Origin of the sequence: Bacillus sp. FSL M8-0256 (assembly GCF_038005765.1) — a bacterium.
Taxonomy (GTDB): domain Bacteria; phylum Bacillota; class Bacilli; order Bacillales; family Bacillaceae; genus Bacillus; species Bacillus safensis.
Window position 1 is genome coordinate 2208548 of the sequence record NZ_JBBOTU010000001.1, and the last position, 24438, is coordinate 2232985.

Here is a 24438-nt window from a genome sequence, read left to right on the forward strand (position 1 = left end):
ATATGTATTGAGGTTGGTACAATGAAAGCCATATCCTGCCTTAGGATATGACTTTATGGTTATGCTACGCACGAATGCCTTGCAGTAAATCGGCAAGTGTACTTAGAATGTCTTCATTTTGCTCTTCTGTTCCGACGGTAATACGTAAAGAAGTCGGAAAACCAAGTGCTTTTCCGGAACGAACAATGTAACCTTTTTTCAATAATGCATTGAACAATTCATCTGCATCTCTTTTAAAATCAATCAGCACAAAGTTTGTTTGAGATGGATAGATATATAGTCCAAAACGGTCTGCAAAATCTTGATATTGCTTGAGACCTGCTTCGTTTTTTTGTCTGCATGATTGTATGAAATCTTGATCTTTGATCGCTGCACGAGCAGCTGCCTGAGCGATACGGCTGGTATTAAACGGCTCTCTCGCTGGTTCAATGGCAGTAATCAGCTCTTCTGATGCAATTCCGTAGCCTACTCGAAGCGCTGCAAGTCCATATGCTTTAGAAAACGTTCGAAGGACAATGACATTTTGATAATTGTGTAATAAAGATAAACTGTTTGGAAAATCTTCCGCACGAACGTATTCAAAATACGCTTCATCTAGAACAACAAGCACGTGAGCTGGCACTTCATCTAAAAACGCCACAATCTCAGATTCTGACAAATGATTTCCTGTCGGGTTATTTGGATTACATACCCAGACAACCTTCGTGTTTTCATCGATCGCATCCAGCATGCCCTTCAGATCGTGAGCTCCTCCTTCTAAAAGAGGCACTTCTCGAATTTCAGCATGTTCAATCACTGCATTGTGACGGTATTGCGGAAAAGATGGAGATGGGATGACGGTATTTGTATGTTGGTCAAGGAAAGCTCTCGCAATAATTTGCACAAGTTCATCTGAGCCGTTCCCGAAAATTAATTGTTTTTCACTTACTTGAAGAAACTCAGCAAGCTCCGTTCTTAAACTTGCGCTGTACCCATCAGGATAAATCGCTAAATGTTCGAGTTCAGCTTGTATTGCCTCTCTTGCATGTACAGAACATCCAAAAGGGTTTTCATTTGAAGCCAATTTCACAATTTTGTCTAATTGATATTCTTTTTTGACCTCTTCAATTGGTTTCCCAGGTTGATACGGTTTTAGCTGTTTTAATTGATCTTTGATTTGCAAAATGTTTCACCTCATTTGAATGAATAGAGGGGACTAAATGTTTTTGCATATGTTTCAAATTCTCTTAAAGCCTCTTGACGTGTATCACTTGCCAGCAATTGTTCATGAAGCTCTTCAATTTTTTTCACAAGTGCACTTCCGACAACAACACCGTCACTCAGTTTATTCATTGAGTCTACCTGCTCTCTTGTTGAGATGCCAAAACCGACCGCAACCGGTATGTGACTCAGCTGTTTCACTTGTTGAATAAAATCTGTAATTGACGCGTCAAAAGATTGTCTGACACCTGTTACACCAAGAGATGAAACACAATACACAAAACCTTCTGCCTGCTCTACAATGTTTACTAATCGTTCCTTGCTTGTTGGTGCAACGAGTGAAATATATGAAATGTCATGTGTTTGACAGTTCTTTTGCAGCTCGCTGCTCTCTTCAAACGGCAAGTCGGGTGTTAAGAGTCCCGAAATATGATTTTTGCGCAGTAAAGCGAAAAAGTATTCTGTGTCTAATTGTAACACAGGATTATAATACGTAAATAGAATTACAGGAATTTTTACACCGTTTTTTTTCATCTTCCCTGCTAATTCTATCGCTTTTACGATATTCATGCCATGATTTAGAGCTCTTTTGGAGGCTCTTTGAATGACAGGACCGTCTGCTAATGGATCGGAATAAGGAACACCGAGTTCAATCGCATGTGCACCGGCTGCTTGAAGGGAGATAGCTAAATCAATCGTGATGTCTTCTGACGGATCGCCAGCTGTGATAAATGGGATAAATAATTTTCCGCCTTGCTCTAATTGAAATCTAATCATTTTGTTTTCCCCTCACTTTCGAGCACGTTCATTAATGTATGTACATCCTTATCGCCTCTTCCTGACAGGCAGACAAGGACGATTTCGTCTTCATCCATCGTCTTGCTTACCTCAAACGCTTTGGCTAGCGCATGTGCAGATTCAATTGCTGGCAGAATTCCTTCTTTTTCAGTCAGCAGCTTTAGTGCATCTAGTGCTTCTTGATCTGTCGCACTCACATATTGAACCCGCCCGCTCGCATGTAAATATGCGTGTTCTGGTCCAATTCCCGGATAATCTAAACCAGCGGAAATAGAATATGGCTCAATAATTTGGCCAAATTCATCTTGAATTAAATATGTCAAAGACCCGTGGATCACACCTTTGGTTCCTTTCGTGATGGTTGCAGCATGGAGCGGCGTATCGATTCCTTTTCCAGCTGCCTCTACACCAATGATATCTACTTCTTCATCTAAAAATGCCCGGTACATTCCAATGGCATTACTTCCGCCGCCAACACAGGCAATGACTTTATGAGGAAGCCTTCCTTCTTTTTCAAGCAGCTGCTCTTTTGCTTCATCACCAATCATGCGCTGGAACTCGCTGACGATTTGAGGATACGGATGAGGGCCTACAACGGAGCCAATCATATAAAAATGATCACTGCAGTGCTGAACCCAATAGCGGATGGCTTCGTTGGTTGCATCTTTTAGTGTGCCATTTCCGCTTGTGACAGGTATGACTTCAGCGCCCAGCAGTTTCATTCGAAAGACATTGAGTGATTGTCTTTCCACATCTTCTTTTCCCATAAATACCGTGCAGGATAACCCGAACTTTGCGGCCACCGTTGCAGCAGCTACTCCGTGCTGGCCCGCGCCTGTTTCTGCGATGATGTTTGATTTCCCCATTTTTTTCGCAAGCAGGGCCTGACCAAGCGCATTGTTAATTTTATGAGCACCCGTGTGGTTTAAATCTTCTCTTTTTAAATAGATTTTTGCCCCGCCGAGGTATGCTGATAATTGGTCAGCATATGTAAGCGCAGTTGGTCTGCCTGAATAGTTTCGAAGTAGTGATACATATTCTGCTTGAAAAGCAGGGTCTTCTTTTAATTCACGAAATGCCTGCTCGATTTCTGCAAGTGGCTGCATGAGCGTTTCCGGGACAAATTTCCCTCCGAATTCTCCGTATCTGCCAATCTCATTTGGATATGCGTACATTATTTAACATCCTTTCTTCGAGCGCTTCGATCTTAGCGCTGCTTTTCTTTCCGTTTTCTTCTATTCCGCTTGAAAGATCGATCGCTTCTGGACCATAGGCAAGGAGCTCTGCTATCGTTTCTGGTGTGATGCCGCCTGCAATTATGCAAGTTTTCTCCAGCCGTTTTGCATGCTTAACGTATGCAGGCACCGCCTCCCAAGCAAAAGCTGTTCCAGAGCCGCCTCTCATCCCTTTTACTTTCGCATCAATGAGAAAGCCATCGACAACAGGTGCAAATGCCGTCATTTTTTCAAGCGTGTTTGTGATATTGGATGCGTGGTGGAACACTTTCCAAACGACAGCCCTTGTTTGTTGTTTGATTTCTTTAGCGTCATCCTGCGTTTCATCTCCATGAAGCTGTACGATATCTAAAGGTATATGTTTTGTGATCTCACACACTTTTTCGATCTTTTCATTTACAAAAACACCGGCAATTTTTTTCTCACACTTTGTTTGGATGAGCCATTGTTTCACTTGATCTGGCTGGACTTGTCTTTTACTTGGAGCAAAAATAAATCCAATGGCATCTGCGTGAGATTGCGCAATACATTCCACATCATCTTGTGATACTGCCCCGCAATATTTTACATAAGGCTTCACCCTGTTCATTCTCCAAACAATGTCTGAACGGCTTTTTCTTGTGATTGTTCTCTCATTAATGATTCTCCTACAAGAACTGCACCCGCTCCATGTTTCTTCACAAAGGCCAGATCATCAAATGTTTGAATACCGCTCTCACTCACTAGTAAAACATCTTTTGGAACAAGGGGTGCGATCTCTTTTGTTTGTTCGACAGTTGTTGTAAATGTATTTAAATTCCGGTTGTTCACTCCAATGATTTCAGGAGTGAACAACTTTAAAATATTTTCCAGTGTATCTGCTGCATGTACTTCGACAAGGACATCAAGGCCTTTCTCTTTCGCTTCAGCATAGAGCTCTTGCAGCTTTTGCGGCTCAAGTACTTCTCCAATTAATAAAATGGCATCTGCCCCTATACGTCTTGACTCTTCTACCTGTATGGAGTCAATGATGAAATCTTTTCTTAAAATTGGACGATCTACGTGTTTTTTAATGAGGGATAAGTATTCGTTTTTCCCTTGAAAGAACGGTTCATCCGTTAAAACAGATAAGCAATCAGCGTTTGATTTTTCGTAAGCTTTTGCAGTTTGTAAAGGATCAAAATTCGGTTGAATGATTCCTTTGGAAGGAGACGCTTTTTTCACCTCCGCAATGAGACCAATTGAGCGATGAGGATTCATGAGTGCTTCTTTAAATGATCGTCTTTCAAAGTGTCCATCTACTGGTAACTGCAATGTTTGAATATGTTCTTTTTTGCGGGCAATGATTTGATTAAGCATAGATCTCTTCCTCTCTCGTTTTTTGTTTTAATCGAGCCAATTGTTCTTTGGCTGCGCCGTTTTTAATTGTTTCAATCGCTTTTAATGTTCCGGCCATGAGGCTTTCTGACTTCCCTGCGACATATAAAGCGGCGCCAGCATTCAGGGCTGTAATATGAAGCGGCGCCCCTTCTGTTTGATGATTCAATATATTCTGAATCAATTTAGCACTCTCTTCCGGTGATTGGACCTGAATTTCTGATAAATATCCTTTTTGCAGCCCAAAGTCTTCTGGATTGAGTGTATATTCTGTCATGACATCTTTTTTGAGTTCAATCACATATGAATTTGCTGTAATCGTTAATTCATCCAGTCCATCTTCTCCGCAAACAAACAGCACATGTTCTGGCTCTAACGGTGCAAGGGCTTCTGCCATTAATTTTGCCTTTTCCTTTGAGTAGACACCGATGATTTGCTTTTTGGCTTGCATTGGGTGGCAAAGCGGGCCTAAGAGATTAAATACCGTCCGGAAGCCGAGCTGCTTGCGGACTGCGGCTACTTGTTTCATAGATGAATGATACAATGGTGCAAATAAAAAGCCCATGTTTTTCTCTTGTATTTGTCTTCTTGTTTCTTCTGGTGTGGATTGAATATGAATCCCAAGACACTCTAGTACATCGGCACTCCCGCTTTTAGAAGAAACTGATCGATTTCCGTGTTTGGCGATTTTGGCTCCAGCAGCGGAAGCGACAATGGCAGCGGCAGTTGATATATTAAAGGTGGAGAGTCCATCGCCTCCTGTGCCGCAAGTATCTACTACATCAAGCGCTCGTTCCATTGGTGCTGCATTTTGCCGCATAGCTTTCACAAAACCCGTCATTTCTTCAGCGGTTTCTCCTCTATGCGCTAAAATCGAGAGACTCGCAGCGACCTCAGCATCTGTTAAAAAGCCGCTCATCATATCATGCATGAGTTTATTTGCTTCATTTTCTGATAGAAAGCCTCCATTAACAAGAGCTGATAGTCGGTGATTCATCCTGCACACTCTCCTTTTCTGAGAAAATATGTTCCGCAAGCTGAATGGCTTTCAGAAGTGCTCCTGCCTTGTTACAAGTCTCTTCCCATTCATTTTCTGGGACAGAATCAGCCACAATGCCGGCGCCTGCTTGTATAGAAGCGGTCTGATTTTTGACGCTCATCGTACGGATCGTAATACAAGAGTCGATATTGCCGTCGAATCCAATATAAGCAATACAGCCGCCATACGTTTCCCTTGGCTCAGGCTCCATTTCATTTAATAATTGCATCGCTCTTATTTTCGGGGCACCTGTTAATGTGCCTGCTGGGAATGCGGACATGAGCGCATCAACTGGATGTGTATCCCGCTTTAGCTTTCCTGTCACAATGGAGATGATGTGCATGACATGAGAGAAGTTCACTACTTTTGTAAAGGTTGGTACGGACACACTGCCGTATTCTGCCACACGGCCTACATCATTTCTGGCAAGATCCACTAACATGTAATGCTCGGCTTTTTCCTTTTCATCTTCAAGCAGCTCTCTTGCTAGTTCAGCATCCTCTTCTCTTGTTGTTCCTCGTTTTCTTGTGCCAGCAATAGGATGAATTTCTAAATGCCCATTTTTGGCATGGATTAATCGTTCTGGCGAGCTGCCGACTAAATCACGATCTTTTAATTTCATAAAATACATATAAGGAGATGGATTCACAATCCGAAGCACGCGGTATAACTCAAATGAACTCACTGATACAGGGATATCAAATCGCTGCGAGAGTACGCCTTGAAAAATGTCACCTGCTCGAATGTATTCTTTGATTTTTTCTACGTCTTTTAAAAATTGCGCTTTTTCATAGGTTGACGTCACATGTTCAAAGGATGGCGGCTCATTCATATTCCCTGATAAAATCAGTTCTTTCATATCAACCTTTGAATGGAGCTTGTGAATCATCTGTTCAAGCTGTTTTTGATTTTCTTTGTAAGCTCGAATTTTTTCGTCTTCTGTTTCATGTCCGGCCAGCTGAGTGTATTGGATAAAATGAACATGATTTGTTTCATGATCAAAGGCAATCATCGTTTGGCAGACAAATAATGTGCAATTTTCTGCCAGCGATGCGCTGCGGTGAGGCCTGACAGAAGGTTCAATGTTTGGGATCAGATCGTAGCTTAAGTACCCAACAGCCCCGCCTGTAAATGGGATATCAATATCTGGCGTTTTGATTTGATATTGCTCTTTCATCCAATCCAGCAGTTCTTTCAGCTCTTGCTTTTGCATGACTTCCTGCCCCGCAGCGTCACGTGCAACGTATTTGTTTTGGTCATCATGTAAGGTTAAAAACGGGTGCAATCCAATGAAGGAATATCTCGACCAGCTGGAAGACTCATCTTTGCTTTCTAGCAAATACACAATATCTTGTTTGAGTTTTTCAACAATTTGAATCGGTGAGAGCGTATCGACTGTAATGGTTTCAACAATTGGGATCGTTTTGTAGGACTCACTGTCCTTTAAAAATTGGGTCAGGTTTGGTTGGGAATTCATAAGCACACTCCTTAAATGGGATTAAGGAGAATGAGGGGACATATAGAGGGTTTGTATGAGTATACGAAATAAGCCTAAAAGAGGGTTGCTCTTTTAGGCAGTATGATTAAATAGAAGTATCGTATCTCTGCTCAACTCTACTCATCTCAACTACCCTAGTCTCATTCTCATCTTCTCTAAGCTTGCAATGCCGTTTACACCTGTGTGTAAACTTCGGCTGTTCATATCGTATTATAATTCCTTGTTTTTTGTCAACTGTAAATCAGGGCGAAGCGTCACAGCTTCTTCCAAGTATACATGCTGTATGTCTTCCTGCTTTGTATCCGTCTGGACAGTCATTAAGACACGAATACATTGCTTTAAACCGCCATCAATGTCCAGTTCCTGCATGCAAGTAACTGGTACATATGTCCATCCTTCAAACTGACGAAGTGCTTTTGCCGGAAAAACGGAGTGAATATCTTGTGTAGCTGAAATCAAGATCTGCACGACACGTTCTGGATCTACTTGGTTTCTTGAAATGATCGCTTCTAACAGCTGTTTCGTTTTGTTTAACACTTCTGTTTCTGTATCTTCTATTACAGTTGTAGCCCCACGTATCCCGCGAAACATCATAGACATCCCTCCTCCCGTTTCCATTCTTCGATCCAGTAGTGCAGCTCATCTTTTGTGAAAGACTGCAAGGTGACGTCTCCAACCTGTTTTAATAAAACAAATTGAACACTGCCGCCTCTTGCCTTTTTATCTCCAATCATCCGGTCAACAAAAGTTTTTGTGGAAATATCTTGTGTGACTTTGACCGGGAAACCGAGATCTTTCATCCATTCTTTTAGTTCCAAACGATTAAGGCTGAGCCCCAGCTGCTTTTCGCTCACATACAGTGCAAACTGCATGCCGATTGCAATGGCATCTCCGTGCGTGATGGCGCCATATCCATACTCTGCTTCAATGGCATGCCCCAGTGTATGGCCTAAATTCAAAAATGCACGCACACCTTGTTCTTTTTCATCTTCTTGAACGATTGACGCTTTGACTTGAATGCCTTGATACAGCATATGTGCCAGCTCGCTTTTTGATAAATCCGTCAAAGAACGAATGGACATGAGTTCTGATAAAAATTCTTCACTTGAAATCAGTGCATGTTTGATGACTTCTGCAAAGCCTGATCTTCGTTCAATTTGAGATAGTGTCTCAAGCATACTAGTATCATAGATCACAGCTTTCGGCTGATGAAACGCACCGATTAAATTTTTACCGAGCGGATGGTTGATCCCTGTTTTCCCGCCAACTGCACTATCATGTGCCAGCAGCGTCGTCGGCACTTGGATAAAGTCAATGCCTCTCATATAAGTGGCAGCAGCAAAGCCAGCCAAATCTCCAATCACGCCGCCTCCCAGCGCAATGATGCAGGAGGAACGATCAAGCTGAAATTGAATGGCTTTCGTATGAATATGCTCAAATTCGGCAAAGGATTTCGACTGCTCTCCGCTCGGCACAACCACTTTGTTCACAGGCCACTTCTGCTGAAGTAAGCGAACCATCTCATCACCATAAATGGCATCAACAGCTGCATCTGTGACGATTAAGAGCTTCGTATAGGAATGCCCAGTGGAAGTTATCAAGTCGACGATATTGCGTTTAATCCCATCACCGATAAATACAGGATAAGTGGCTGAAGACGTCTTAACTTCCAGTGTTTTCATTAAAATTCCCTCTGAAGCTGGCGCATTTTCTCAACATTTTCTTTAATGCGGTCGATTTGGTCAAGGCCAAACTGCTCCACAACTGCATTGGCAATTTCCCATGCAACGACTGCTTCTGCAACAACACTTGCAGCAGGAACAGCACAGCTGTCAGATCGTTCAATACTTGCAGAGAAAGGTTCTTTTGTTTCAATGTCAACGCTTTGAAGCGGCTTATAAAGCGTTGGGATTGGTTTCATAACCCCTCTTACGACAATTGGCATACCCGTTGACATTCCGCCTTCAAGACCACCTAGGCGATTTGTTTTTCTCGTATAGCCCTTTTCTTCATCCCAGATGATTTCATCATGGACCTCACTGCCATTTTTAGAGGCTGCCTCGAAGCCAATACCGAATTCAACCCCTTTAAAAGCGTTGATACTAAGTACAGCACCAGCAAGCTTGCTGTCCAATTTACGGTCGTAATGAACATAGCTGCCAACCCCAACCGGCATCCCTTCAACGATGACTTCAACAATTCCGCCAATTGAATCGCCGTTTTTCTTCGCTTCATCAATTGCATCCATCATTTTCTGACCTGCTTCACTGTCATAGCAGCGAACAGGTGATTCTTCTGTTACCTTCTGCAAATCTTCAATAGACTCATATGCTGTATGAGCTGCTTTCACTCCGCCAATTTCAAGAACGTGCCCAGCTACTTTAATCCCTAGATGCGCCAAGATTTGTTTGGCAACTGCGCCTGCTGCTACGCGAACAGTTGTCTCGCGGGCTGATGAGCGCTCTAATACGTTTCTCATATCACGGTGTCCATATTTAATCGCCCCATTTAAATCCGCATGTCCTGGTCTTGGACGGGAGATTTGACGCTTCATTTCACTTTCTTCTTCTTCCGTGATCGGCTCTGCCCCCATCACCTTTGTCCAATGCTTCCAATCGTTGTTTTCAACAACAAGTGCGATTGGGGAACCTAATGTTCTCCCGTGGCGAACACCACTTAACACTTTCGCCTGGTCTTTTTCAATCTGCATTCTTCTTCCGCGGCCATGACCTTTTTGTCTTCTAGCCAATTCATAATTGATGTCATCCTGCTCTATGTAAAGTCCCGCTGGAACTCCTTCAATAATTGTGGTCAGTTGTGGACCATGTGATTCACCTGCTGTTAAGTACCTCATGACTCAATCTCCCTTCATCGCATTAACGCTTTTAAGTAAAAATATAATAACACACTTGCTACTAAAAAGTCAGCTACATACCCTTCTTTTGATAAAAGAAAGTATCAGCAGATGTCAGTCCAAACTTTTCTGGGTGAAAAATTTGCTCTGTAGAACCAACAAATAATACGCCATTTTGTTTTAAACTGCTGCTCATTTTTAAGTAAATTTCTTCTTTTGCCTCTTCAGTAAAGTAAATCAGTACATTTCGGCAGACGATGAGGTCAAGCTGTTTTTCATATGGATCTGCTAAAAGGTTGTGCTTCTTAAATTGAATATGCTTTCGAACCTCATCCTTCACAGTGTAAAATGAAGAATCTTCTTTTGTGAAATATTTTTGCTTGATATGATCTGGCACCTCTTGCAGAGAGCGTTCATGATATCTGCCTTTTTGAGCTGACTGCAGAACTTTATCATCAATATCAGTTGCAATAATTTGGAAGTCTTTCACAAGAGGATGACTTGACAGCAGCATGGAGAGTGTATATGGCTCCTCTCCTGTCGAACATGCTGCACTCCAAATCTTTAGGGTGCCGCCATTTTTCGAAAGCAGCGGCAGGATTTTTTGATCAAGTACTTCCCAGCGCTGATAGTTTCGGTAAAATTCTGACACATTTATCGTCATGCGGTCCATCGTCTCATCTAATAATGCTCTGTCCTTTTCAAGCGCGGCCGCGAATGCTTCAAAATCTTTATATCCTTTTTTATCATAAAGTGATGTTAATCTTCGTTTCATTTGTGCTTCTTTATATAAATTTAAATCAACCCCGGTTAGTTTTTTCCATTTTCCAACAAATACTTGATATGGATCCATCAATGTCCTCTCCTGTCTCATCTATCTTTGTCCTAGTATAGCTGTTTTTATCGAAAATTTGTATCTTCTCACGAGAAATTTCGTGTAGAAAGTTCAATATAAAAAAAGCCAAAGTGCTCATTAGATGAACACCTTGGCTTGAAACTTAATAAATCCAGCTTGAGATGGTTTGATCCCAGCTTGTGAGTTCTTCTTGTTTGAAGAATAAGTTAATTTCTCTTTCAGCACTTTCTGGTGAGTCTGACCCATGGATAATGTTTTTCCCAACAGTCAATCCATAGTCTCCTCTTATTGTGCCTGGAAGCGCTTCCTTTGGATTTGTTTTGCCGATAATCTGTCTTGTCACGTCTACTACCTGTTCACCTTGCCATACCATTGCAAATACAGGTCCTGACGTAATAAAGTCAACCAATTCCCCGAAAAACGGTTTTTCTTTATGCTCTCCGTAATGGGTTTCTGCTACTTCCTTTGGAATACTCATTAGTTTTGCACCAACAAGCTGAAGCCCCTTTTTTTCGAATCTTGACACAATGTCACCGATTAATTGTCTTTCCACACCATCAGGTTTGACCATAAGAAATGTTTTGTCCATATACGTTTTCCACCCCGTCGTTATGTATGTATAGGCTTACATTGTTACAAAGTGATCGTATCATTTTTTTTTATAATAATCAATTTTTGACAAAAAATTTCACAAAAAAACCAATCAACATCACGTTGATTAGAATTTTCGTTTCCCAATATATTTTGCAATGGAGGCGAGTGACGTTCTCGCTCGTCCTCGAGGAAGTTTGTCGAGCTGTTCAAAGGCTTTTTTCAAATACATTTCACTCACTCGAATCGAGCGGTCGATCGCATCTGTTTGTTTGAGGCTTTCAATGACAGGCTCCAGCTGCTTCTCCGTCGTTTCACTATTGATCAGCTTCAATTGACCTTCTAGCGTCGGATTTTTCAGTGCATATAAGACTGGGAGTGTGACATTCCCTTGTAAAAGGTCTCCTCCGACAGGCTTGCCCAGCTCTTCTTCAGTTGATGTGAAATCAAGGACATCATCAATGATTTGATAGGACATGCCGACATAGTATCCAAACCAATAGAGGGCTTTATGTGTTTTTTCATCTGTACCTGCTGCAATGGCGCCTAATTGACAGCTGCCTGCAATGAGCAAGGCTGTTTTTCGTTTGATTCTTCTTAAATATGTACGCAGGTTTTGATCCATATTATATTTATCTTTCACTTGCTCTATCTCACCAAGACAAAGCTCGACGACCATTTTTGACAAAATTTCATGTGCCATTGGGTGATTGATTTTTGTCATGTATTCAAGTGATCTTGCAAACATATAATCCCCTGTGTACATGGCAATTCTGTTATCCCATTTTGCCTTTATCGTTGGTTTGCCTCTTCTCAGTTCTGCATCATCAATAACATCATCGTGAACAAGTGATGCCATATGAATCAGCTCGAGGGCAACGGCAACATATTTAATTTTATTAATGTCATAGTCACCAAACATGCCTGAAAGGAGAACAAAAACGGGGCGGATTCGTTTTCCGCCCGCTTGCAGCAAATGAAGACCTGCTTCACTTAATAATGCATAATCAGAGCGAACTGTTTGTTCAAGCTCTTTTTCAATTATATCGATATCATGATTTAAAAAAGAGATCATTGCTTTTAATTTCATTATCTTCACCCAAATATCGTTTATTCAAAGCTTCTTTCCGATATGTGTTGCTGCTACACCGCCTGTAAATGGATGATACGAGACATCAGACAACCCGGCCTCTTCGAACAGAGCCGCCAGCTCTTTCATGCCAGGGAACGTTTTGGCTGATTCTTGAAGCCATGAATACTCCTGATAGCTTTTGGCAAACAGTTTACCAAAGAGCGGCATAATGTATTTGAAATAGATGTAGTAGCCCTGTTTAAAGCCGATCATCTCAGGCTGTGAAGTCTCCAGACAGACAACCATTCCGCCAGGCTTCACTACTCTTGTCATTTCCTTTAGCACCGTTAAATAATCAGGAACGTTTCTAAGTCCAAAACCGATGGTGACATAATCAAATGAGTTGTCCTCAAAAGGGAGCTCCATCGCATTGCCATGAAGCAATTCAATTTGTTTGTAGCCCCCAGTCTTCACCTTCGTTTCTCCAACACCCAGCATGTTTTTACTGAAATCAAGGCCTTTGACCTCGCCTTTTTCTCCAACAGCATCTGCAAGAGCAATTGTCCAATCGGCTGTCCCGCAGCATACATCTAATGCTTTAGACCCTTTTTGCACATTCATAAGTTTCATTGTTTTATCGCGCCATTTTTTATGCTGTTTAAAGCTGATGACAGAGTTCATTTGATCATAGTTTTTATAAATTTTTTCAAATACACCGTGTACTCGCTGTTCTTTTGATTGCTGCATGACTTACCCTTCTTCCACTTTCTGATGGTACGCAGGCTCATTTTTCATATGATCCAAGCGATTTAATAGCTCTTTTTGAACGACCGGAGATGAAACAAGATGCTCCTTGATCGTTCGTTTGGCCTTTTCATAGCCTTCATTCTCAAAATTGTCAAAGCACAAATAGGCGTCCGTATAACGATCGTTCAAAAAAAGTTTTAAATGTTTGTCATTTTCTGCTTGTTTCATGAAGCGTTTATAAACAAGAAAACGACTTGCAATCTCATTCCAATGCGTTAATTGAAAATGCTCAGAAATCCTTTGGAAAAGCGCAGATTCAACTGTAGCTACACTTTTGTAAAAGTGCGCTGCATCTTGAATGGACCGGTCATACAGTCTAATTTTATGTTCATTGATCTCTTTGATCGCCGTAGCGAGCGTGCGGATCATATAAATGTCTTTCATGTCAGAGAGAAGAGAATAATAGAGACCGCTGAAATAGTCTCCTGCCAGGATGGTCAGCTGACGATTTTTGAATTCGTCTTGCTTGATGGCTGCAGCAGTTGTGACTTCGTCATGGGTATCAAGGGCAATTTGCACAAGCATCGCCGTTAAAATATAATTTTCTTTTTTCTCTGCATCAATTTGAGCTTCTTCAAACATTGCATGAAAAAGAAGGAGCTTATCTTCATCGATGAGTGGTGCGCGTAAATGCTTCGCCAAATAAGGATGAGAAAGCTTTTTATTTAATTTTATATTTAGATTAGATAAAATTCCGTAGATGTCTTGCAAAGATATCACCCTTGTCCCAAAAATTACAGTTTCATATGTAGACCTGCACATTGTATAGAGATTTATTATACCATATCAGCTCTCACTTTTATGCTATCAAGTGCTACAAGTTCTTTATTTCTTTGCTTCGCTTTGAATTTCGCCGAAGCTTGTTTGAATGACAGCATCGCCTCTTACTTTGATCGCTGACGTATGCTCAGTAAATTGTGCAATGATCACTTCACCTTTATCGAGTTTCTCGGAATGGTGAAATCTTGTATCAGAGCCTCTTGTTAGGCCGATGACATTTACACCATTATCAATGGCTTTAATCACCACAAAATCAGATGCTTTATTTTCACTCATTTTGTTCACCTTCCATCTATTGAATTAGTCGTTTTTAATAAAGGAAAGCACTTCTGCTCTTGCGGCTGCATCATTTGCAAATGTGCCGCGGACGGCTGATGTGACTGTTTTAGCGCCTGGCTTTTTCACTCCGCGCATCGTCATACACATATGCTCTGCTTCAACGACAATCATCACGCCATGCGGATTAAGTGTTTCCACCATACTATCTGCAATGGTTGATGTAATGCGTTCCTGAAGCTGCGGGCGTTTAGCCACGGCTTCTACAGCTCTTGCCAGCTTACTAAGTCCCGTTACTTTTCCTCCGCGCGGAATATAAGCGACATGGGCTTTCCCGTAGAAAGGCACAAGGTGGTGTTCACACATTGAATGGAAAGCAATATCTTTTACAAGGACGAGTTCTTCGTGGTCTTCGCCAAAAATGGTTTTAAAATGTTCTTTTGGATCTTCATTTAATCCCGAGAACACTTCTTCATACATTTTTGCGACTCGTTTTGGGGTATCAAGAAGTCCTTCACGATCCGGATCTTCTCCAATTGCTTTTAATATATCGCGTACCGCGTGTTCAATTAATTCTTTATTTATTTCACTCATGTATTATATCCTCCAAAGGCGATTACATTTCATTCAGATTCTAGCACACTTCAGATCCTAAAAGCAAAGGAGAGCGTTCTAAACGAACCTTTTGATTCAAAAGGAAAAGCCCCTTATGAAAGGGGCTTTTCTAGACCAGTGTGAAACTGTATATGTATAACTCCTTCAACAGGATCATTACACATAACGATTATTTACCTGCCACCGCGTCTTTAAGTGCTTTACCTGGTTTGAAAGCAGGTACTTTGCTTGCAGGGATTTCGATCTCTGCACCAGTTTGTGGGTTACGTCCTTTACGAGCTGAACGCTCACGTACTTCAAAGTTACCAAAACCAATAAGTTGGATTTTGTCACCATTTTTAAGTGCATCTAAAATTGTATCAAAAACAGAATCAACTGCTTTTGTCGCGTCTTTTTTAGATAACTCGCTTGCTTCAGCAACCGCGTTAATAAGTTCTGTCTTGTTCATGCCTTTCACCTCCTCCCAAAAATATGCATTCAGTAGATTGTTATCATTTCTTCACAATTCATCTTCTTTCTATACCCCTTTTTCAGAAAAAAAGAGCGTCTAGAAAGCGTTATACATGGCTTTTCATTAGAAAACATCTCTTTGAAGGAATGTTTGTCCAACAAAGTGAAGATTTTCTGTAAGTAGATTAACACATATGAAATACCATATCAAGCATTTTAAAGGGAAGAATCCTTATTCGTCAAGGATTAAGGGCACTTTTGCGAACGAATATTCCTAATTTCAGCCTGAATCTGACTAATCTTTATACAATTGTCTTTTTATGACTCATTCTACACGCAAAAAAAAGACCCCATCAATGAGAGGTCTCACTTGCTATAAAATAATCGCGATCAAACCGCCTGATCCTTCGTTAATGATTCTTTCAAGCGTTTCCTTCAGCTTATATCTTGCGTTTTCCGGCATGAGAGACAGCTTTGCTTGAATGCCTTCTCTGACAAGGGAGCTGAGGGAACGGCCAAATATATCTGAATTCCAGATCGAAAGCGGATCATCTTCAAAGTCTTGCATTAAGTAGCGGACGAGCTCTTCACTTTGTTTTTCTGTTCCGATAATCGGTGCAAATTCGCTCTCTACATCTACTTTGATCATATGAATAGATGGAGCGACCGCTTTTAATCTCACGCCGAATCTTGATCCCTGCCTAATGATTTCTGGCTCATCTAAACTCATATCTGATAACGCTGGCGCCGCAATCCCGTAACCAGTCTGCTTCACCATTTTTAATGCGTCTGATACTTGATCATATTCTGTCTTAGCATGAGCAAAGTCTTGCATGAGCTCTAGAAGATGGTCTTTTCCTCTAATTTCTACACCAACCACTTCTTTTAAAATATGATCATATAGATCATCTGGCGCATACAGGTCAATCTCCGCAATCCCCTGACCCATTTCAATTCCTGCTAAACCCGCTCTTTCGATAAAATCAAATTCACTGAATTGACCAACGACACGGTCGACATCTCTTAATCTTTTAATATCCTTTACAGTTTCCTTTACTGAATCCTGATAGCTCTCTCTCAGCCAGTGATCTTCTTTTAGCACCATCACCCAGCTTGGCAGGTTCACATTCACCTCTAGAACTGGGAATTCATATAATGCTTCACGAAGAACGCTGAGTACGTCTTGCTCTCTCATACTTTCTACGCTCATGGCGAGTACTGGAATATCATACTTTTGGCTAAGTTCCTGCCGGAGCGCTTCTGTTTCAGGATGATATGGCCTCACAGAGTTAATGACCATAATAAACGGCTTTCCAACCTCTTTGAGTTCATCAATTACACGTTCTTCAGATTCAATATAATCATGTCTTGGAATTTCTCCAATGGAACCATCTGTTGTAATGACTACACCTATTGTTGAATGCTCTTGAATGACCTTGCGTGTACCAATTTCCGCTGCTTCATGAAACGGGATTGGCTCTTCATACCACGGCGTATTGATCATTCTTGGGCCATTTTCATCTTCATACCCGCGCGCACCAGGGACAGTGTATCCCACACAATCGACAAGTCTGATGTTGACATCAAGGCCGTCACTCACGTGAATTGATGCTGCTTGATTCGGTACAAATTTTGGCTCTGTGGTCATAATGGTTTTTCCTGCTGCGCTTTGCGGCAATTCATCCTGTGCTCTTGCACGATCTGCCTCATTATTGATATTCGGGAGCACCACGAGCTCCATAAACTTTTTAATAAACGTAGATTTCCCTGTACGAACAGCGCCAACGACTCCTAAATATATATCGCCTCCTGTTCGTTCAGCGATATCCTTGAAAATATCGACTTTTTCCAAGTGATCCCCTCCCGGACTTGCTATCCTCGTTTTCAAATTAAATACTCTATTCTTCAATCAAACTGTGCTTGAAAGGTGTCTGGACAATATATGTGTATGACGTTGTCCTATTTGAATATGACACCTTTTTGTTTTGAGAGTAAGTTTAGCCATAAAAAAACCTTTCTCCTCATTTATATGCAGAGGAAAAAGGTTCATTCTTGTTTATGACGTCTTTTTTTCTAAAAAGGCAGGCTCACCTTTTTTGTTGATGGTATATGGGACAGAAAACGCGGGTACAAACGGGGTTTCCTGCCAATATACATCTTGAATGTTTTCACCTGGTTTCAGCTTTTGCTTCGTATTCTTCAAAATGTGAGCAAAATCACTGCGGTAGTCCACATAGATGTCACCGTTTGATGAAATCAGTAGTGGGAGGGAATTCCCTGTCACAGGACTTATCACCGCAGGCGGCGATTTTAATCCTAGTTTTTTTTCATTTAACGTATATAAATTGGCTGATACGACTTTGCTGTATGGCGGATATGTATGTTCATCTTGATACATCTTGATTCTAAGCCGTAATTCATTGATGGTCTGTGTCATTTTGACATCAAGCAGTTTCACAGTGGGTTTCTTTTCGACGTCTGTGAGGACATAAATATATTCGCCCCCGCCTTCATAAGATGTAGACGGTACATCGTGTAAATATCTTGGTGACAAGCGCTTAAAGTCGATGACATATTTCTGATAAACCGGCGTGTCTGCTTCTTTCGTTTCTATAGGCAAAAGACCATTTGTTGCTTTTTGAAATTCCTCAATCGCTGTCTGTACACTTTGCAGCTGCTCTTCGTATGGCACCCGGTTCTCAGCTTTGCGATTTTCTGGATACAGACATCCTGTTAATAAAATAAGTGCTAACAGTGTGACACTGACTTTTGCTTTGATCATCACATTCTTCCTTTTTCTTTATTCATTGACCGGTCCGCTAAAGACAACTAAAAACACAATGATACCTGATATCAGCATCAAGCTGTATGCAACGGTCGAGGCCGTTATTTTAAGAAATTTGCTTTTCAGCTTAAACCTGCTGAGATAAATGGTTACTACGGCTAAAAACATGAGCCCCATTGAACCAAGCGCAAACCACATCTTGATTAAAGCAAAACTCATCGTGCCTGTCCCCCTTCAAAACGAACGAATTGTAAGCGTTTATATTTCATTTTAAACCAAAAATAAGGTAAATATCAATCATTTTTCCAATCATTCAGAAAAAAGCGCATAAAAAAACTGAAGCAAAGAGGGGGACTCTGCTTCAGTCATTGGATCGACTATTTTCCTCATTCTGTAGAGGCAAAGCTCTATTCAAACTTCATTGCTATGTTATGCAAGTCTTCCCCTTCTTGCATCCTCTACATGCCTAAGTTCAGTCTTTCCTTTTATTTTGTTTGGTTTTCAAACATGTTCACAAGGTCTTCCATCTCATGTGTTTTCACACGTGCCATCAATGATTCTACAGCATCGTCCACCTTTTTCCCTTCAAACAGGACGCCGTAAAGAGCCTCTGTGATCGGCATGCTGACCTTGTATTCTTTGGAGAGCTGATAAGCGCCTTTTGTTGTGCGGACGCCTTCGACAACCATGCCCATTTTTTCAAGCACTTCTTCGAGCTTATATCCTTTACCGAGTAAATTCCCGCAGCGCCAGTTACGCGAATGAACACTTGTACATGTCACGATCAAATCGCCAACGCCTGTTAATCCAGCAAATGTAAGGGGATTCCCTCCCATTTTTGTGCCAAGACGTGCGATTTCAGCAAGTCCTCTTGTGATAAGCGCCGCTTTTGCATTGTCACCATATCCAAGTCCGTCTGTAATACCAGCCGCAAGAGCAATGATATTTTTCAATGCGCCGCCAATCTCCACCCCAATCACATCAGGGTTTGTGTACACTCTAAAATGATTGTTCATGAACAAATCTTGAACAAATTGAGCTGCTTCAATGTTTTCTGACGAGACAGTGACAGTTGTCGGATGACGCAGACCTACTTCTTCTGCATGGCTCGGCCCTGATAGGACAACGACAGCCTCTCTTTTCTCAGATGGGACTTCTTGTTCAATCATTTGAGAAATTCTAAGAAGTGTATCTGGTTCAATTCCCTTACTGACATGGACAAATGGCACCTTCGATGAGATCAGCTCATTTGCCTGCTTCAATACCTCACGAATGGCCTTTGTTGGCACAGCGACAATAACCGCCTCTGTCCCCTCTAAAGCCTGCTTCATATCGGTGGTCGCCTGAATAGACGCTGGCAGTTCGACATTTGGCAAGTAATCATGATTTTCATGTTTCTCATTGATTTGATCAATGAGCTCTTGTCTATGTCCCCACATGTGTACATCATGATGATTATCAGCTAATACAAGCGCAAGAGCTGTTCCCCAGCTGCCTGCTCCAAGTACTGAAATTTTCTTCATCCTGCTCACCCTTTTTATTTTCTCGCTCTCGCAAATATTTTAATCGGTGTTCCTTCAAAACCAAATGCATCTCGAATACGGTTTTCTAGGAAACGCTCATAAGAAAAGTGCATAAGCTCTGGATCGTTGACAAACACAACGAAGGACGGAGGCTTAATGGCCACCTGTGTTGCATAGTAAATCTTTAGGCGCTGTCCGTTATGGGTCGGCGTTGGATTCATCGCCACCGCATCCATGATGATATCATTTAAAATATTGGTTTGAACGCGCATTGCATGGTTTTCGCTTGCTGTGATAATGGACGGCATTAATGTATGAATTCTCTTTTTCGTAAGAGCAGACATAAACAAGACAGGTGCATAATCAAGGAATTGAAAATGCTCGCGGATGTTTTGCTCAAATTCCTTCATCGTACGCTCATCTTTTTCAACAGCATCCCATTTGTTCACAATGATGACAACAGCTTTACCAGCTTCGTGTGCATAGCCAGCAATTCGTTTATCCTGCTCAATAATGCCTTCCTCGCCGTCAAGTACAACAGCGACAACATCTGAGCGGTCAATGGCTTTTAATGCACGAAGCACACTGTATTTCTCTGTTGTTTCATATACTTTCCCTTTTTTCCTCATACCTGCTGTATCAACAATGACAAAGTCACGCTGATTGTACGTAAACATCGTATCGACAGCATCTCTTGTTGTACCAGCGATGTTGCTGACAATGACGCGGTCTTCTCCGAGCATCGCATTCACTAAAGAAGATTTCCCTACATTCGGACGGCCAATTAAGCAGAACTGGACAACTTCTTCATCATATTGCGTATCCGGTAAATTCTTAAAATGTTCTGCCACTGCATCAAGCAGATCACCAAGACCTAATCCGTGTGTTCCAGAAATCGGATACGGCTCGCCAAATCCGAGTGCATAAAAGTCATACACGTCGCTTCTCATTTCAGGGTTGTCCAGTTTATTGACAGCAAGTACAACTGGCTTTTTCGTGCGATATAAAATTTTTGCGACTTCTTCATCCGCAGATGTCACGCCATCTCGGCCATTCACCATAAAGATAATGACATCCGCTTCGTCCATTGCGATTTCTGCCTGATGGCGAATTTGCGCCAAGAATGGCTCATCTCCAATATCAATTCCACCAGTATCTATTAAATTAAAGTCATAATTTAACCATTCAGCAGAGCTATAGATTCGATCTCTTGTTACACCAGGTGTGTCTTCTACAATCGATATTCTTTCGCCTGCGATTCGATTAAAAATTGTAGATTTTCCAACGTTGGGCCTTCCAACAATGGCTACGACAGGTTTACCCATAGTACCCTTCCTTTCAATCCAGCCGCGATTCAATATGTTCATCATCATGTTTCAACCGGGATTTATAATTTTCATTCAGTTTTATGAAATAAACCCTTCAAACATGAAGGGTTCAACTTATATATTATATCAATTTTTAATCAGACCACAATGAATAACTTAAAAATGTTTGACAATCAAGTAAAGATCTTCTCCAATGCCGTGTGCAATTCCATCTAAAATGGCCTCTAAATTCATGGCATACATGTCGAGCTCTTCTTTATTTTCACAGAAAAAAACCGCTGTTCCGCCAATGACCCGCTCTTTATTAGTTGTTGCCACAGCCAATATAAATTGTTCAATGGTGTTCGCCATGCCCTATTACCTCACTTTCTTTTTAATGAAATCTGTCGGCATTCTTATGGCATTTTCTAAAATAGGCACCTCTTCTAATACACGGACAGCCAAATCTTCACGCTGCCATTGCGGTAAAATGAACACACCAAGTGTACCGGTATTCAGATCACGTTTTGCGAGTGGACAGAGCGATGGTTCACCAGAATCGCGGTACACGCCAAGCACGTTCGATAAATCAAATAAAATGGCTTGCCGCTGTCCAAGGTTAGCAATCGTTGTAGCAGAGTTGAAATTTTTCGGCGTCAAAATAAAACCCATCCCATGCTCTAAAATGAGCTTTTGCTTTTCGGGCAGCCCGATATTCATAATATATATATCATTTACATAAAGCCCTGCCCCATCAAAGCGAAGTTCCCCTTTTTGAATGCTGACGATATCCTTTAATTGACTGCCTGACATTAATAGCTTTGCCATGAAAAAACAAAGAATACCGACTACTGTTCCAACAACAAGCGAGAAGAAAATACAGGCTGTCGTTGTAATAAGTGCAGTGAGAATCGCAATATAATTTCGACTTTCAAAGGCAATGGCAATGCCTTCTATATATGTACTGCCTCGTGAGACAAGCTCATACGAATCCATTTGGGTTAACGTATTTCTTTCCATATTTCGGACATCTCGAAATTGCGTGGCTGCCAAAGTGAGAAAGGTAATCGCTGTAAATTCCTCCTGAATTAGTGCAGGCATAATGATCGCACCTAATCCTGACGCAATAAAACCAAGTGCAATGTGAATCACTTGTCCATGAATATACGTAGGGTATTGCCGGTAATCCGTTCTTAACATGTAAAGTCTGGCCGCCATCCCAAAGATGACACCAATAATCACAGGAAACGTATAGTCTGTCATGTTGATTTTGCAGCCCCTTTTACTGATTTTCTTGATGAACGGGCGTTCAAGAGCTTTTCAAACTGATCGACACCTAATAGGAAGACGGCTCCTTGTACAACGAAGGAAAGAAAAGAGAGATCCCCTATGACAATTGATGATGTGAGGCGGTGAATCGTCAGCGCATAAAGGGCTTCGCCGAGACATACTGACATCATCCATAAGGTGATTCTTTCCGTTAACGGCTGTCCATATGTCAAACACATTAAGATCAGCAGGGCAAATACGACCCAATCCACCTTTATTATCGTGAACCAAACAGGGTCATATAATGCAAATATCATAAAAAAGGCATACGCGCTCACCATCGAGCCCAATTGCATGATTCTCATCATTCGGTAACTAGGCCTAAATATGACGAAAGCAGCACATGCATATAAAAAAGTCATCAAGAAACCCGCATTGATGCTTATATCTAAAACGGATATCATGACATGACTGAATATAATATGGACAAGTACACAGATGCCCAGCACGGTGCGCCACAAACTTTTTTCCATGATAAATGTCACCATAATCCAAACGAACCATATAGACCAATAATAGTACAAAGCCTCCAACGCCTCATCACCTCAATTACATTATGGGAAAATCTCCAATTTTTAAACATGCGGATCGTTACCGGCTTTGTATGAAATAAACAAGAGGTGACACCCTAATAACCTGAGGAGGGATACATGATGGGAAAAGATAGACAGGAAAAGCGTTTAAAGGCGTCAAAAAGAGTGGAATCTGACCGCGATCAATCCATTCATCATAAGGGTGCAACAGCATTAGAAGGTCCAGAAAGCGCTCGAAAAAGAAATCAATAAAAAAAAGGCATGTGATCATGACATGCCTTAGATTTGTTGACAAAGGGCTAAAATGATGTTTATTTTAGCCCTTTGTCTTCTTTTCAGCGTGATAGAAAACCTTTGCAGCCCTAGGAAGGACGAGTACCGGAGCGGAGCGAATTGGACATTCGTGAGCACCGGCACGCAGGACTGACACCGAATGCGAGGGTTTGTCTACGCGCTGAGGCATGTGATATCACATGCCTCTCTTACTATAGTACGTTGTGTCAACGCCTCTTTCTTTGAGCCAATGACTTGTTTCCCCTGAGATCACAACTTGAGCCTGTCTCAGTTCTTCAATCGTCTTCACGCCAAGCACTGTCATCATCATCTTGATATCTTCTTGAAGTTCCATGATATCTGCGATGAGGCCGCTTTCTCCTCCACTGGTCAATGATTTTAAGAAAAATCCAGCTAGACCAGCAGCAGATGCGCCAAGAGCCATTGATTTGGTTACATCAAGAGCATCTTGAATACCTCCGGAGGCTAAAATCGTTTGATTCGGAAAGGCTGTATGTACTTCAGCAAGACTCGCTGCAGTTGGAATTCCCCATTGATCAAAATAACGAAGTGCTTTTTGGCGGCGGAGATTTTCAATCTTAGAAAAGTTCGTTCCACCAAATCCGCCTACATCAACGGCTGCAACCCCAGCATGGAATAACTTTCCTGCCGTCTCCTTACTCATGCCAAATCCGACTTCTTTTACAACAACAGGCACACCAACAGATTCAACGATAGCTGCAATCCGCTCAAGCGCCCCCCTGAAATCGCGATCGCCTTCAGGCATGACAATCTCTTGGATGACATTCAGATGAATTTGGAGCATATTTGCCTCGAGCATGTTGACTGCTTCTTGAGCTTGCTTCATTGTCGCTTCACTGCCTAAATTCGCAAATACAATTCCATCCGGATTGACTTTACGAACGACTTCATATGTTCGTCTTTCTTCTTTATCTTTCAGTGCAGCCATTTGTGATCCAACTGCTACTGGGATATTGGTCTCCTTCGCTGCGATCGATAAAGAGCGGTTGATCTCATAGGTGGATTCTCCGCCTCCGCCAGTCATTGCATTGATAAAAATTGGCGAACCGAAAGTCAGTCCGCCAATTGTCGTATGTGTATCAATTTGTGATGTCGCAAGATCTGGTAAACTGGCGTGAACGAAGGAAACATCATCTAAACCTGTTGCTGCATGCTGGCCAGTGGACAACGCATGCTCAATATGCTGCTTCTTTCTTTCTGCTCGCGTCAATTTTGATCA

Annotated in this window: 28 protein-coding genes; 1 reads left to right on the top strand and 27 read right to left on the bottom strand. The window is 41.7% G+C overall.

Features of this window, described 5'->3' with window-relative positions:
• Window positions 1–64: 64 nt before the first annotated feature.
• From hisC to NSQ76_RS11320, 26 genes are all read right to left on the bottom strand, one after another.
• Window positions 65–1162, bottom strand: coding sequence for a histidinol-phosphate transaminase (gene hisC / locus NSQ76_RS11195; RefSeq protein ID WP_034623462.1), 1098 nt, complete (start codon window positions 1160–1162; stop codon window positions 65–67).
• 11 nt (window positions 1163–1173) lie between these two features.
• Window positions 1174–1977: a tryptophan synthase subunit alpha gene (gene trpA / locus NSQ76_RS11200; protein ID WP_034623460.1), complete on the bottom strand. Its 804-nt coding sequence runs from the start codon at window positions 1975–1977 to the stop codon at window positions 1174–1176.
• Entirely contained in the window at window positions 1974–3173 is a 1200-nt protein-coding gene (gene trpB, locus NSQ76_RS11205) for a tryptophan synthase subunit beta (protein ID WP_024422799.1), read from the bottom strand. Before trpB ends, trpA begins: the two co-directional genes overlap by 4 nt.
• Window positions 3154–3822, bottom strand: a complete 669-nt coding sequence (locus NSQ76_RS11210; protein WP_034623458.1) for a phosphoribosylanthranilate isomerase — start codon at window positions 3820–3822, stop codon at window positions 3154–3156. The genes trpB and NSQ76_RS11210 overlap by 20 nt, the downstream gene beginning before the upstream one ends.
• Entirely contained in the window at window positions 3819–4571 is a 753-nt protein-coding gene (gene trpC, locus NSQ76_RS11215) for an indole-3-glycerol phosphate synthase TrpC (protein WP_025093058.1), read from the bottom strand. Before trpC ends, NSQ76_RS11210 begins: the two co-directional genes overlap by 4 nt.
• On the bottom strand, window positions 4564–5586 hold the full coding sequence (gene trpD, locus NSQ76_RS11220; RefSeq protein ID WP_024422802.1) for an anthranilate phosphoribosyltransferase: 1023 nt from the start codon (window positions 5584–5586) through the stop codon (window positions 4564–4566). The genes trpC and trpD overlap by 8 nt, the downstream gene beginning before the upstream one ends.
• Window positions 5558–7105: an anthranilate synthase component I gene (trpE, locus tag NSQ76_RS11225; RefSeq protein ID WP_041117827.1), complete on the bottom strand. Its 1548-nt coding sequence runs from the start codon at window positions 7103–7105 to the stop codon at window positions 5558–5560. The genes trpD and trpE overlap by 29 nt, the downstream gene beginning before the upstream one ends.
• A 231-nt stretch (window positions 7106–7336) precedes the next feature.
• Window positions 7337–7720, bottom strand: coding sequence for a chorismate mutase (aroH, locus tag NSQ76_RS11230; RefSeq protein WP_024422804.1), 384 nt, complete (start codon window positions 7718–7720; stop codon window positions 7337–7339).
• A complete protein-coding gene (aroB, locus tag NSQ76_RS11235) occupies window positions 7717–8808 on the bottom strand; it encodes a 3-dehydroquinate synthase (protein ID WP_341053865.1) in 1092 nt (363 codons plus the stop codon). The genes aroH and aroB overlap by 4 nt, the downstream gene beginning before the upstream one ends.
• Entirely contained in the window at window positions 8808–9980 is a 1173-nt protein-coding gene (aroC, locus tag NSQ76_RS11240) for a chorismate synthase (protein ID WP_024422806.1), read from the bottom strand. Before aroC ends, aroB begins: the two co-directional genes overlap by 1 nt.
• 73 nt (window positions 9981–10053) lie before the next feature.
• On the bottom strand, window positions 10054–10833 hold the full coding sequence (locus NSQ76_RS11245) for a CheR family methyltransferase (RefSeq protein WP_024422807.1): 780 nt from the start codon (window positions 10831–10833) through the stop codon (window positions 10054–10056).
• A gap of 145 nt (window positions 10834–10978) precedes the next feature.
• Window positions 10979–11425 (bottom strand): nucleoside-diphosphate kinase, encoded by a 447-nt coding sequence (gene ndk / locus NSQ76_RS11250; protein ID WP_024422808.1) that lies wholly within the window; start codon window positions 11423–11425, stop codon window positions 10979–10981.
• 129 nt (window positions 11426–11554) lie between these two features.
• Window positions 11555–12517, bottom strand: a complete 963-nt coding sequence (gene hepT, locus NSQ76_RS11255; protein ID WP_024422809.1) for a heptaprenyl diphosphate synthase component II — start codon at window positions 12515–12517, stop codon at window positions 11555–11557.
• 24 nt (window positions 12518–12541) lie between these two features.
• Window positions 12542–13246, bottom strand: a complete 705-nt coding sequence (locus NSQ76_RS11260) for a demethylmenaquinone methyltransferase (RefSeq protein WP_341053869.1) — start codon at window positions 13244–13246, stop codon at window positions 12542–12544.
• Between the two features lie 3 nt (window positions 13247–13249).
• The gene (locus NSQ76_RS11265) at window positions 13250–14017 is read right to left on the bottom strand and encodes a heptaprenyl diphosphate synthase component 1 (protein WP_341053871.1); all 768 of its coding nucleotides are present in this window, start codon (window positions 14015–14017) and stop codon (window positions 13250–13252) included.
• A gap of 114 nt (window positions 14018–14131) precedes the next feature.
• Window positions 14132–14362 carry a trp RNA-binding attenuation protein MtrB gene (gene mtrB / locus NSQ76_RS11270; RefSeq protein WP_008344541.1) on the bottom strand — a complete coding sequence of 77 codons (231 nt, stop codon included), beginning with the start codon at window positions 14360–14362 and terminating at the stop codon, window positions 14132–14134.
• Window positions 14363–14386: 24 nt separating this feature from the next.
• Window positions 14387–14956 carry a GTP cyclohydrolase I FolE gene (gene folE / locus NSQ76_RS11275; RefSeq protein WP_003215789.1) on the bottom strand — a complete coding sequence of 190 codons (570 nt, stop codon included), beginning with the start codon at window positions 14954–14956 and terminating at the stop codon, window positions 14387–14389.
• Between the two features lie 190 nt (window positions 14957–15146).
• Window positions 15147–15425 carry a non-specific DNA-binding protein Hbs gene (hbs, locus tag NSQ76_RS11280; protein WP_003215863.1) on the bottom strand — a complete coding sequence of 93 codons (279 nt, stop codon included), beginning with the start codon at window positions 15423–15425 and terminating at the stop codon, window positions 15147–15149.
• Window positions 15426–15800: 375 nt separating this feature from the next.
• A complete protein-coding gene (gene spoIVA, locus NSQ76_RS11285) occupies window positions 15801–17279 on the bottom strand; it encodes a stage IV sporulation protein A (RefSeq protein ID WP_008344534.1) in 1479 nt (492 codons plus the stop codon).
• Window positions 17280–17483: 204 nt separating this feature from the next.
• Entirely contained in the window at window positions 17484–18209 is a 726-nt protein-coding gene (locus NSQ76_RS11290; RefSeq protein ID WP_327823065.1) for a hypothetical protein, read from the bottom strand.
• Window positions 18210–18227: 18 nt separating this feature from the next.
• Complete coding sequence (locus NSQ76_RS11295; protein ID WP_024422813.1) at window positions 18228–18431, bottom strand: DUF2768 domain-containing protein; 204 nt, start codon at window positions 18429–18431, stop codon at window positions 18228–18230.
• 266 nt (window positions 18432–18697) lie between these two features.
• Window positions 18698–19735: an NAD(P)H-dependent glycerol-3-phosphate dehydrogenase gene (locus NSQ76_RS11300; protein ID WP_024428086.1), complete on the bottom strand. Its 1038-nt coding sequence runs from the start codon at window positions 19733–19735 to the stop codon at window positions 18698–18700.
• A gap of 14 nt (window positions 19736–19749) precedes the next feature.
• Window positions 19750–21060 (bottom strand): ribosome biogenesis GTPase Der, encoded by a 1311-nt coding sequence (gene der, locus NSQ76_RS11305; RefSeq protein WP_024422815.1) that lies wholly within the window; start codon window positions 21058–21060, stop codon window positions 19750–19752.
• A gap of 159 nt (window positions 21061–21219) precedes the next feature.
• On the bottom strand, window positions 21220–21414 hold the full coding sequence (locus tag NSQ76_RS11310; RefSeq protein WP_008344527.1) for a capping complex subunit for YIEGIA: 195 nt from the start codon (window positions 21412–21414) through the stop codon (window positions 21220–21222).
• Window positions 21415–21420: 6 nt separating this feature from the next.
• Window positions 21421–22305: a YIEGIA family protein gene (locus NSQ76_RS11315; RefSeq protein WP_024422816.1), complete on the bottom strand. Its 885-nt coding sequence runs from the start codon at window positions 22303–22305 to the stop codon at window positions 21421–21423.
• Window positions 22302–22904, bottom strand: a complete 603-nt coding sequence (locus tag NSQ76_RS11320) for a YphA family membrane protein (protein ID WP_445661666.1) — start codon at window positions 22902–22904, stop codon at window positions 22302–22304. The genes NSQ76_RS11315 and NSQ76_RS11320 overlap by 4 nt, the downstream gene beginning before the upstream one ends.
• Window positions 22905–23024: 120 nt before the next feature.
• Here NSQ76_RS11320 and NSQ76_RS11325 point away from each other — a divergent pair, with 120 nt between their 5' ends.
• Window positions 23025–23156 (top strand): YpzI family protein, encoded by a 132-nt coding sequence (locus tag NSQ76_RS11325; protein ID WP_064497540.1) that lies wholly within the window; start codon window positions 23025–23027, stop codon window positions 23154–23156.
• 217 nt (window positions 23157–23373) lie between these two features.
• Here the strand turns inward: NSQ76_RS11325 and fni are convergent, their stop codons facing one another.
• Window positions 23374–24429: a type 2 isopentenyl-diphosphate Delta-isomerase gene (gene fni / locus NSQ76_RS11330; RefSeq protein ID WP_024428084.1), complete on the bottom strand. Its 1056-nt coding sequence runs from the start codon at window positions 24427–24429 to the stop codon at window positions 23374–23376.
• Between the last annotated feature and the right edge of the window lie 9 nt (window positions 24430–24438).

Excerpts from the sequence above, each read along its gene's own strand:
- trpA (WP_034623460.1), bottom strand. The coding sequence starts at position 1,977 with ATGATTAGATTTCAATTAGAGCAAGGCGGAAAATTATTTATCCCATTT.
- trpB (WP_024422799.1), bottom strand. The coding sequence starts at position 3,173 with ATGTACGCATATCCAAATGAGATTGGCAGATACGGAGAATTCGGAGGG.
- NSQ76_RS11210 (WP_034623458.1), bottom strand. The coding sequence starts at position 3,822 with ATGAACAGGGTGAAGCCTTATGTAAAATATTGCGGGGCAGTATCACAA.
- trpC (WP_025093058.1), bottom strand. The coding sequence starts at position 4,571 with ATGCTTAATCAAATCATTGCCCGCAAAAAAGAACATATTCAAACATTG.
- trpD (WP_024422802.1), bottom strand. The coding sequence starts at position 5,586 with ATGAATCACCGACTATCAGCTCTTGTTAATGGAGGCTTTCTATCAGAA.
- trpE (WP_041117827.1), bottom strand. The coding sequence starts at position 7,105 with ATGAATTCCCAACCAAACCTGACCCAATTTTTAAAGGACAGTGAGTCC.
- aroH (WP_024422804.1), bottom strand. The coding sequence starts at position 7,720 with ATGATGTTTCGCGGGATACGTGGGGCTACAACTGTAATAGAAGATACA.
- aroB (WP_341053865.1), bottom strand. The coding sequence starts at position 8,808 with ATGAAAACACTGGAAGTTAAGACGTCTTCAGCCACTTATCCTGTATTT.
- aroC (WP_024422806.1), bottom strand. The coding sequence starts at position 9,980 with ATGAGGTACTTAACAGCAGGTGAATCACATGGTCCACAACTGACCACA.
- NSQ76_RS11245 (WP_024422807.1), bottom strand. The coding sequence starts at position 10,833 with ATGGATCCATATCAAGTATTTGTTGGAAAATGGAAAAAACTAACCGGG.
- ndk (WP_024422808.1), bottom strand. The coding sequence starts at position 11,425 with ATGGACAAAACATTTCTTATGGTCAAACCTGATGGTGTGGAAAGACAA.
- hepT (WP_024422809.1), bottom strand. The coding sequence starts at position 12,517 with ATGAAATTAAAAGCAATGATCTCTTTTTTAAATCATGATATCGATATA.
- NSQ76_RS11260 (WP_341053869.1), bottom strand. The coding sequence starts at position 13,246 with ATGCAGCAATCAAAAGAACAGCGAGTACACGGTGTATTTGAAAAAATT.
- mtrB (WP_008344541.1), bottom strand. The coding sequence starts at position 14,362 with ATGAGTGAAAATAAAGCATCTGATTTTGTGGTGATTAAAGCCATTGAT.
- folE (WP_003215789.1), bottom strand. The coding sequence starts at position 14,956 with ATGAGTGAAATAAATAAAGAATTAATTGAACACGCGGTACGCGATATA.
- hbs (WP_003215863.1), bottom strand. The coding sequence starts at position 15,425 with ATGAACAAGACAGAACTTATTAACGCGGTTGCTGAAGCAAGCGAGTTA.
- NSQ76_RS11290 (WP_327823065.1), bottom strand. The coding sequence starts at position 18,209 with ATGATCAAAGCAAAAGTCAGTGTCACACTGTTAGCACTTATTTTATTA.
- NSQ76_RS11295 (WP_024422813.1), bottom strand. The coding sequence starts at position 18,431 with ATGAGTTTTGCTTTAATCAAGATGTGGTTTGCGCTTGGTTCAATGGGG.
- NSQ76_RS11300 (WP_024428086.1), bottom strand. The coding sequence starts at position 19,735 with ATGAAGAAAATTTCAGTACTTGGAGCAGGCAGCTGGGGAACAGCTCTT.
- der (WP_024422815.1), bottom strand. The coding sequence starts at position 21,060 with ATGGGTAAACCTGTCGTAGCCATTGTTGGAAGGCCCAACGTTGGAAAA.
- NSQ76_RS11310 (WP_008344527.1), bottom strand. The coding sequence starts at position 21,414 with ATGGCGAACACCATTGAACAATTTATATTGGCTGTGGCAACAACTAAT.
- NSQ76_RS11315 (WP_024422816.1), bottom strand. The coding sequence starts at position 22,305 with ATGACAGACTATACGTTTCCTGTGATTATTGGTGTCATCTTTGGGATG.
- NSQ76_RS11325 (WP_064497540.1), top strand. The coding sequence starts at position 23,025 with ATGGGAAAAGATAGACAGGAAAAGCGTTTAAAGGCGTCAAAAAGAGTG.